The organism is Mucilaginibacter sp. P4_G9 (assembly GCF_056400985.1).
Window position 1 is genome coordinate 1 of record NZ_JBFUKF010000206.1, and the last position, 9185, is coordinate 9185.

The window sequence follows — 9185 nt, forward strand, 5'->3', positions numbered from 1 at the left end:
GCCTTCAACCCCAACAACATTTTGACAATCCCCCCACCCGCCATCCACCCCAAAATACCTATCTTTGCCCCTATTAATTGACGACCCATTATGCTTAAAGGATTTTTTAATGTCCCGGCTCCTGTAAACGAGCCGGTTTTAAACTATGGACCCAGAAGTTTAGAGCGTGTTGCCCTTAAGGCTGCTTTAGACGAAGCCCGCGCGCAGCAGTTAGATATACCCATGTACATTGGCAGCAAGGAAGTACGCACCGGCACAAAGCTGGAAATTCGTCCGCCACATGATCATAAACATTTATTAGCCACCTTTAGCGAAGGTGATGCCAGCCATGTTACCGCCGCCATTGATGCAGCCCTTGCTGCCAAAGCCGATTGGGAGAACCTGCCCTGGGAGCAGCGTGCGGCCATATTTTTAAAAGCCGCCGACCTGATTGCCGGTCCGTACCGTGCTGCTATAAACGCCGCTACCATGCTTGGCCAATCCAAAAACGCGTACCAGGCCGAGATCGATTCGGCCTGTGAGCTGATAGATTTTCTGCGTTTCAACGTAGAGTACATGACCGAAATCTATAAACAACAGCCTCCCGTATCAGGCAAAGGCGTTTGGAACCGTGTGGAGCAACGCCCACTGGAAGGTTTTGTATTTGCTTTAACACCTTTCAATTTTACAGCTATCGCAGGTAATTTACCTGCATCGGCAGCTATGATGGGGAATGTGGTGGTTTGGAAACCTGCTTACACGCAGATCTACGCTGCCAACGTAATCATGAAGGTTTTTATAGAAGCCGGTGTACCAGCTGGCGTGATCAATCTGATTTATGTTGACGGCCCCGTTGCAGGAGAGGTAATATTTAACCACCCCGATTTTGCAGGCATCCACTTTACCGGCTCAACCAAGGTGTTTCAGAACATCTGGCAAACAATAGGCACCAACATTCATAAATATAAAACCTACCCGCGCATTGTGGGCGAAACCGGTGGTAAAGATTTTGTACTTGCCCACCCAAGCGCCAATGCCGATGTGGTAAGTACCGCCCTTGTTCGCGGCGCGTTTGAGTACCAGGGACAAAAATGTTCGGCTGCTTCCAGGGCTTACGTACCGGCCTCTTTATGGCCTGCGGTAAAAGCAAACATGCAGCGTGATATTACATCATTCAAGATCGGTCCGGTTGAGAATTTTGAGAATTTCATTAATGCAGTGATCACCGAGGTATCGTTTGATAAACTCGCTAAATACATTGATGCTGCCAAGACTGATGAAGGTGTTGAAGTTGTTGCCGGTGGCAGCTATGATAAAAGCAAAGGCTGGTTTATTGAGCCAACTGTGTTAAAAGTTGAAGATCCCTACTATGTAACCATGTGCGAAGAGCTTTTCGGGCCCGTATTAACCATTTACGTGTACGAGGACGATCAATTTGATGCGGTGCTTGACATTGTAGACAAAACATCTATCTACGCGCTTACAGGCTCTATTATATCGCAGGACAGGTATGCTATTGCCAAAGCAACCCAACATCTACGTAACGCAGCTGGAAACTTCTATATCAACGATAAGCCAACAGGAGCTGTTGTTGGTCAGCAGCCATTTGGCGGCGCCAGGGGATCGGGTACTAACGATAAAGCCGGTTCTATGATCAACCTGTTACGCTGGGTATCTCCCCGCACCATCAAAGAAACTTTTGATCCGCCAAAGGATTACAGGTACCCGTTTTTGGCGAAGGAAATATAAGCCCCCTCTAAATCTCCCCCGGTTGGGGAGACTTTTGAAAAAAAGCGATGAATTTTAAACTCATCGCTTTTTTATTTTTAAAGCCCTCCCTTCCGGGGAGGGTTGGGTGGGGCTGCCCCCTATTTAAACTTAAACACATCGCCCAAATTGGCATTATCGCTGGTGCTTACGTTCATGTCCTTAATTTTACCGGTGCTGATGCTGTAAACCCAACCATGTACAGCCAATTCCTGGCCTTGTTTCCAGGCGTTTTGTACAATAGAGGTTTTGCACAGGTTGTAAACGTTTTCTATTACATTTAACTCTACCAGGCGGTTAGTACGTTCCTGTTCGTTTTCAACCGCGTCAAGTTCATCGGCATGCAGGCGGTAAACATCTTTAATATGGCGTAGCCAATTGTCTATTAAGCCGTATTCATTGTTGCTCATGGCTGCTATTACGCCGCCACAACCGTAATGACCGGTTACAATAACGTGTTTTACCTTTAATACATTTACAGCATAATCCAGTACCGATAACATATTCATATCCGTATGGATAACCATATTGGCAATATTACGGTGCACAAAAATTTCACCCGGCGAGGTATTGGTAATTTGGTTGGCTGGTACGCGACTATCGGCACAACCAATCCAAAGTACCGGTGGCGTTTGCCCGTTGGCAAGTTTTTCAAAATACTCGGGGTCTTCGGCTAAGGCATCGGTAATAAATTGCTTATTGCCATCTAACAGGCTTTCGTAGGTGATATGGCTGGTATCGTGTATTAACTTTTTAGGGCACATAGTTTTTATAGTTTATCAGTTAGGAAGATTTTTTATACTGGTTCGCTTTCGTCGTCCAAAACACACGGCTTAATTTGTGTAATGCAATGGGCGAAAGATCATAATACAATATTGTAAGCAAAATTAATGGTATGAAGTAAAAAATTGCAAAATCGTACAGGTTAAATAAAAATCCGCCTGCAATAGCTCCGATAAAATAAAAAGAAAGTACTGTAAGGCGCACCATTATTTTATTACGGATAACAGTAGTTTTTTCAACATTAGGGTGTAGCCACTCAGATACATCACCTCCAAGGTCGGTAAACAAACCCGTTAAATGGGTTGATTTGATCAACCCGCCTGATATAGTTGATACCAGGCTATTTTGCAATCCCATCGAAAATATAATAACTCCTATAACTATTTCGCGTTCCAGGTCGGTCTCTTTATAAAAGTTATGCCCATATACAGCAACAAATAACAGTAATATAATTTCGATGATAATTGGTACCGAATGAGCCTTGTAACGGCTTTTGTGTTCCAGTGAACGTACGATAAAATTGGATAAAAATGCTCCGGCAAAAAACAACAGCAACCAGATAACAAACACATTGATCTGCCTGAAATTCTGCTCAACAATATGTTTGGCCAGGTTAGCTACATGCCCGGTGATATTTGAGGTAAAAGCTAAAAAAGCCACCATCCCCACAACATTGGTAACGCCCGATACAAATGCTGTTGACGATGCAAGTAATAGGTTTTGTTTTAAAGTGCGATCTTCTTTTGATTGCCTTAGCATGGTAAACGCTGTTTATTAAAAACGCCTAAAAATAGGATAAAAATTTAGTGGATTGTGCAATCGGCAAGTAAAAGGCTAAATTTTTAAAAACTGCTATGTAAGCCCGGTTGACAATCCTTAGTCGTCCCGAATTTTATATCGCCCCCATAGGACAAGCCGCAGCGGGCAAGTAGAATACCCCAGTTATATGARATGCTGAAACAAGTTCAGCAATAACTTCATTTCAAACAAAAAACCCCGGCCATTTTTATGAACCGGGGTTAATCAAACATAATAAACCTATCTGTGTCAATCAAACACAGAAAAGCTATCTCCATAAATATTAATGCGAAGCCACGGCCTCAAGGCTATCCAGTTCATACACATAACCTAAATTATGCGGGTTGCTGCTGCTTACTTTAATATCCTTCACCAGGCCGGTACTCAGGTCGATAACCCAACCGTGTACTTCAAGATCGTGGCGTTCCATCCAGGCGTTTTGGATGATGGATGTTTTACATAAATTGTATACCTGTTCGCTCACATTAAGCTCAACAAGGCGGTTCAACTTTTGAACTTCATCGGTAATGCGATCAAGCTCATGACTGTGAAGGCGGTACACATCTTTAATATGACGCAGCCAGTTGTCAATCAATCCAAACTGTTTATTACTCATGGCAGCAGCCACTCCGCCACAACCATAATGCCCTGCCACTATTACGTGTTTTACCTTAAGCACATTTACTGCATAGTCGAGCACACTCAGCATGTTCATATCCGAGTGTACACATACGTTGGCAATGTTGCGATGCACAAACACTTCGCCCGCTTTGGTGCCGGTAACCTCGTTAGCTGGTACGCGGCTGTCTGAGCAGCCTATCCACAAAACCTGCGGATTTTGGCCTTTTGCCAGGTTTTTAAAAAAATCTCCGTCTTCTTTTAGCTTCCGTTCTACCCACTCGGCGTTACCGCGGATCAACGCTTTATAACTATCTTTTTGGGCCAGTGTTATGTTATTGGTATCAATTACCGGTTTGTCGTTCTTTTTATCTTCTATAAGTGCCATGATTTTTCTTAGTTAGGGTTATACATTAATTCTTTTAAAGGAGGTATATCGTACTTCTCCTTTACATCAAGTAATTGCACAACTATGCCTTTTGTATAGGCGTTATGCTTGTAATTGTGGATGATCTCCAACACATCCGGATCTATGTAACGCGAATTTGATGCATCAATGACCACATCGGTACCACTTGGCAAGCTTGTTAAAGTGATTTGTATCGCCGCTTTATTTAAAAAGGAAACCTCTTCGGCAAGTTTGATGATGATTACATTTTTATTGCCATTTTTGATGATCTGGTAAAAATAAGGGTTGCGCAAATTGGTGCGCAGAATATAAAAGATCCCTACCAGCATACCAATGCCAACTCCAATCAACAAATCCGTCAAAACAACAGCCACTATAGTTACCACAAAAGGAATAAACTGGTTTAAACCTAAATGCCACATGTGCTTAAACAGCGATATGCGGGCCAGTTTATAACCTGTCATGAGCAGGATGGCTGCCAAACATGATAGCGGTATAAGGTTGATAAGCGTTGGGATAAACAATAGCGATATCATCAGCAACGAACCATGAATCACCGTACTTGTTTTGGTACGGGCACCGGCATTTACATTTGCCGATGATCGCACTATAACAGCTGTCATGGGCAGGCCACCTAATAGTCCGCTGGTAATATTCCCGATCCCCTGTGCTACCAGCTCACGATTTGTTGGCGAAATGCGCTTTATCGGGTCAATTTTATCAACCGCCTCCAAACTCAATAGTGTTTCCAGGCTGGCTACAACGGCTATGGTAAAGGCTGTTATCCATACCTGTTTGTTGCCTATCGCGTGAAAATCAGCGGTTTTAAATAAAGCGAAAAACTCACTACTGCTATTTACTATTGGTACCCGCACAAACTGTTTATCAAGCAAGGCAAAACCGGTACCCGCAAAAGCCATACTCAAACCAATACCTGCTAACACCACTAATAAAGGCGCGGGCACCATGGCCAGTTTTTTAAATCTTGGCCAATAGATCATCAGCGCTAATGAAACCAAACTGATTATCACAGCTCCGTAGTTGATTTTAGCTACTGCACCCAGTATGCTCGAAAATGTATTATGCTCATCTGCCTGGCTAAAGCTTTCATCGCCCTCAAAACTGGCATCGTAACCTACAGCATGCGGAAATTGCTTCATGATAAGGATGATACCTATAGCGGCCAGCATCCCCTCAATTACTGCCGAAGGGAAATAGTTGGCTATAACGCCTGCTTTTAAAACGCCAAGCAGCATCTGGAACGCCCCGGCCAGCACAAGGGCCAGCAAAAATGTTTCATAGGAACCAAGGCTGGTTATGGCATTTAATACAATAACCGTTAAACCCGCCGCCGGACCAGCCACGCTCAATTGCGAACCACTTAATGAGCCTACAACTATACCACCAATAATGCCTGTTAATACACCCGCAAACAGCGGCGCACCCGAGGCTAATGCTATACCCAGACATAATGGCAAGGCCACTAAAAATACTACGAGGCTTGCCGGAAGATCTCTTTTTAAGTTTTTGGGCAAAAAATATTTTTTCAGGTTAAGACTGCCCATGGCAAACCCACCTTGCTTAATTGACATAAGAATTGTGTTTGAATGAAAATTTTAAATGAATTGTAAAGCGTTATACTCCGGATAAGTAATTATCCGGATAATTCATTTAAACATTGGGAGGCGGGGTGGGTACTATCGGGTGGTAAACCTGTTTGTATAGCGAATGTTCCTGGTTGTGGAGTACTTTATCTTCTACTATGAATGTGATAAAGGCTACACTATGTAAATCGTATGCGTCAAAAATCTTTTTCTCCTTAAAAGTATCCTTATCAGGTGAATCTTTTTCAGCTTTTGACTCCTGCTCCAATTGCAGTATAACCGAGCTTACGGCTTTGCAGTCAAGGTAAAAAAATACGGGAGCAAGCGATATGGCCATCTTTAATACAAAGACACTCATAAACATTGCAACTACCAGTATTTTAAATTTCCTGATCTTCATTATTACAAAGATAGACAAAAATCGATCTTCAAAGCATGTTATAGCAGTTTTACCCACATCTTACAATTAAATTACTATTTTTAAGGTGTTACAAACAACCTGAATTGTGGATAAAAAGCTAAAAGTATTAAGACAAAAACGCCAAAAGGCATTTGAAGGCGGAGGAACATTACGCATTGAAAGTCAGCATAAAAAAGGGAAACTAACCGCCCGTGAGCGTTTGCATTTTTTAATGGACGACGGCTCGTTCCAGGAGATCGGAATGCTGGTGACCCACCGCTCAACCGACTTTGGAATGGAGAAAGAAAAATATCCCGGCGATGGCGTTGTAACCGGTTATGGCACTATAAATGGCAGGTTGGTTTATGTATTTTCCCAGGATTTTACCGTTTTTGGCGGGTCGCTTTCCGAAACTCATGCCGAAAAGATCTGCAAGATTATGGATCTGGCTATCAAAAATGGCGCTCCGGTTGTAGGGCTAAATGATTCTGGAGGTGCGCGTATCCAGGAAGGTGTTGTCTCATTAGGCGGCTATGCCGATATATTTTACCGCAATACCATGGCATCGGGTGTTGTGCCGCAAATATCGGCCATTATGGGGCCTTGCGCAGGCGGGGCTGTGTACTCTCCCGCCATTACCGATTTTATTTTAATGGTAGAGAGCACTTCCTATATGTTTGTAACCGGGCCAAATGTGGTAAAGACGGTTACGCACGAGGTGGTAACTTCCGAAGAGCTTGGCGGCGCCACAACCCACGCCACCAAATCGGGTGTTACCCATTTTGCCTGTACCAACGAGATAGAGGCCATCCAAAACATCAAAAAGCTGCTTAGCTATATGCCGCAGAATTGTGAGGACCGGGCTCCTGCCTTACCCTACGAAATCGGCAATGAGCTTCGCCCCGAACTGAACACGCTTTTGCCCGGGATTGCATCAATTCCTTATGATATCCGCGAAATTATTGATCATGTGATAGATACCGGATCATTTTTAGAGATCCACAAGGATTTTGCCGAGAATATTGTTGTTGGCTTTGCCCGCCTTGCAGGTCGTAGTATTGGAATTGTAGCTAATCAGCCGGCATTTTTGGCCGGCGTTTTGGATATTAACAGTTCAACCAAAGCAGCACGCTTTGTGCGTTTTTGCGATAGCTTCAATATACCTTTGCTGGTGTTTGAGGATGTACCCGGTTTTTTACCCGGTACCGACCAGGAATGGAACGCAATTATCACCAACGGCGCTAAATTATTGTACGCCTTTTGCGAGGCCACTGTTCCACGCATTACAGTAATTACCCGGAAGGCCTATGGCGGGGCTTATGATGTAATGAACTCCAAACACATTGGTGCCGACATGAACTATGCCTGGCCATCGGCAGAGATTGCCGTAATGGGTGCCAAAGGCGCAGCCGAGATCATTTTTAAACGGGAGATTAGCACGGCTGAAGATAAGGAGGCCAGCTGGAAAGAAAAGGAGCAACTCTACTCGGATACCTTTGCCAATCCATACCGTGCAGCCGAACGTGGTTTTATAGATGAAGTAATTGAACCTGCAGAAACCCGCATTAAACTCATTCATGCATTTAAAATGCTGGAGAATAAGGTGGTGAATAACCCAAGGAAAAAGCACGGGAATATTCCTTTGTGATTTCGGATATCGGATTTGAGATTTCGGAATTACTTATTTTTGAATTGCTTGTTTAACTAAGATCAAACATTTCCAAATACTAAAATGCAAAATGGCCAAATCCGAAATTGAACATCCGAAATCCGAAATATCGATTGAACAAATCCGTCCTGAACTTACCTGGCGACTACGGCAGCGGGTTTTGTATCCAGCCCAAAAACTGTATGAGATGGAAATGGATGAAGATAACGAAGGCCTGCATTTTGCAGCGTTTAAAAATAACGCCATTGTTGGCGTGGTATCCCTGTTTCAAAAGGGTGATGATTTCCAGTTCCGTAAATTTGCGGTTGATGAATCTGTACAGGGGATGGGTATTGGAGGCCAGTTGCTAAATCACATAACAGATTTTGCAGTTACAAACGGAGGCAAACGTTTATGGTGTAATGCCCGTTTATCGGCCACGGGGTTTTACTTAAAAGCCAACTTCAGCCAAACGGGCCGGCTATTCTCTAAAAATGGTTTTGATTACGAGATATTGGAAAAGGTAATTTAGATGTGCGAGTACCAGATGTGCAGATATGCAGATTCCAGATGTGCAGATGTCTTTTTGTTTGAACCTGAATTTTAAGAATTTAGGAATGGGCAGAATTATAAGCGGCATTCTGTTAATTCATTAATTCGGTGAATTCGGGTTCAGACAAAATCTGCACATCTGAAATTTGCACATCTGCATATCAAAATTACTCCTTCATTAAATCAACAATAAGTGCCTTAGCGTACTCATTCTGATTTTTCTCGTTTGATAGTTTGGCGGTTTTAAGCGCTTCTTCAATATCGCCCTGCGCTTCGTAAACAACCGCCAGGTTATAAGCTGCTTTACTGGCCAGCTTTACATCGGTGCCATCAATCAAAGGGTTAAGGATCTTAAAAGCCAAATCAAACTTTCCGGCTTTTATCTGCGCCACACTTGATTCAAGCGGACCGCTATCGGCATAAAGCGGTCTGTCATTTGATATTGAAAAAGGGAGATAATCTTTAAGGGCATCCAAAGTGGCTTCCCGTGCAGCCGCATTTATAGCCGGGATACTWCCATTTATAGTGGGGTGAAAAAACAGGGAGGCAAACCCACCGGGATAACCTTCATTGTTTTGCGGAACATCGGCCATACCACTCAGTTTTTTAAAGTATAAGCCATTACTT

The 9185-nt window shown here is 43.4% G+C and carries 9 protein-coding genes; 3 read left to right on the plus strand and 6 right to left on the minus strand.

Annotated elements, in window-relative coordinates; all coding sequences use genetic code 11:
* The first annotated feature begins 90 nt into the window (after positions 1-90).
* Positions 91-1728, plus strand: coding sequence for an L-glutamate gamma-semialdehyde dehydrogenase (pruA, locus tag AC1DPZ_RS16800; RefSeq protein ID WP_477405442.1), 1638 nt, complete (start codon positions 91-93; stop codon positions 1726-1728).
* Positions 1729-1847: 119 nt separating this feature from the next.
* Here pruA and can read toward each other — a convergent pair whose 3' ends face one another.
* From can to AC1DPZ_RS16825, 5 genes are all read right to left on the minus strand, one after another.
* Positions 1848-2510, minus strand: a complete 663-nt coding sequence (can, locus tag AC1DPZ_RS16805; RefSeq protein ID WP_477405444.1) for a carbonate dehydratase — start codon at positions 2508-2510, stop codon at positions 1848-1850.
* 19 nt (positions 2511-2529) lie between these two features.
* Complete coding sequence (locus AC1DPZ_RS16810; RefSeq protein ID WP_477405446.1) at positions 2530-3288, minus strand: YoaK family protein; 759 nt, start codon at positions 3286-3288, stop codon at positions 2530-2532.
* Between the two features lie 322 nt (positions 3289-3610).
* On the minus strand, positions 3611-4333 hold the full coding sequence (locus AC1DPZ_RS16815; RefSeq protein ID WP_477405448.1) for a carbonic anhydrase: 723 nt from the start codon (positions 4331-4333) through the stop codon (positions 3611-3613).
* A gap of 8 nt (positions 4334-4341) precedes the next feature.
* Entirely contained in the window at positions 4342-5946 is a 1605-nt protein-coding gene (locus tag AC1DPZ_RS16820) for a SulP family inorganic anion transporter (protein ID WP_477405450.1), read from the minus strand.
* Between the two features lie 79 nt (positions 5947-6025).
* Positions 6026-6358, minus strand: coding sequence for a hypothetical protein (locus AC1DPZ_RS16825; protein ID WP_477405452.1), 333 nt, complete (start codon positions 6356-6358; stop codon positions 6026-6028).
* Positions 6359-6464: 106 nt separating this feature from the next.
* Here AC1DPZ_RS16825 and AC1DPZ_RS16830 point away from each other — a divergent pair, with 106 nt between their 5' ends.
* Positions 6465-8006 carry an acyl-CoA carboxylase subunit beta gene (locus AC1DPZ_RS16830; protein ID WP_477405454.1) on the plus strand — a complete coding sequence of 514 codons (1542 nt, stop codon included), beginning with the start codon at positions 6465-6467 and terminating at the stop codon, positions 8004-8006.
* A 91-nt stretch (positions 8007-8097) separates the two neighbouring features.
* Positions 8098-8538 (plus strand): GNAT family N-acetyltransferase, encoded by a 441-nt coding sequence (locus tag AC1DPZ_RS16835; protein ID WP_477405456.1) that lies wholly within the window; start codon positions 8098-8100, stop codon positions 8536-8538.
* 187 nt (positions 8539-8725) lie between these two features.
* On the opposite strand, the gene AC1DPZ_RS16840 is transcribed toward AC1DPZ_RS16835, so the two are convergent.
* On the minus strand, positions 8726-9185 hold a 460-nt coding region (locus AC1DPZ_RS16840), incomplete at its 5' end, for a DUF6340 family protein (RefSeq protein WP_477405458.1).

Coding starts and splice junctions, on each gene's coding strand:
- AC1DPZ_RS16810 (WP_477405446.1), bottom strand. CDS start 3,288: ATGCTAAGGCAATCAAAAGAAGATCGCACTTTAAAACAAAACCTATTA.
- AC1DPZ_RS16815 (WP_477405448.1), bottom strand. CDS start 4,333: ATGGCACTTATAGAAGATAAAAAGAACGACAAACCGGTAATTGATACC.
- pruA (WP_477405442.1), top strand. CDS start 91: ATGCTTAAAGGATTTTTTAATGTCCCGGCTCCTGTAAACGAGCCGGTT.
- AC1DPZ_RS16820 (WP_477405450.1), bottom strand. CDS start 5,946: ATGTCAATTAAGCAAGGTGGGTTTGCCATGGGCAGTCTTAACCTGAAA.
- can (WP_477405444.1), bottom strand. CDS start 2,510: ATGTGCCCTAAAAAGTTAATACACGATACCAGCCATATCACCTACGAA.
- AC1DPZ_RS16825 (WP_477405452.1), bottom strand. CDS start 6,358: ATGAAGATCAGGAAATTTAAAATACTGGTAGTTGCAATGTTTATGAGT.
- AC1DPZ_RS16835 (WP_477405456.1), top strand. CDS start 8,098: ATGGCCAAATCCGAAATTGAACATCCGAAATCCGAAATATCGATTGAA.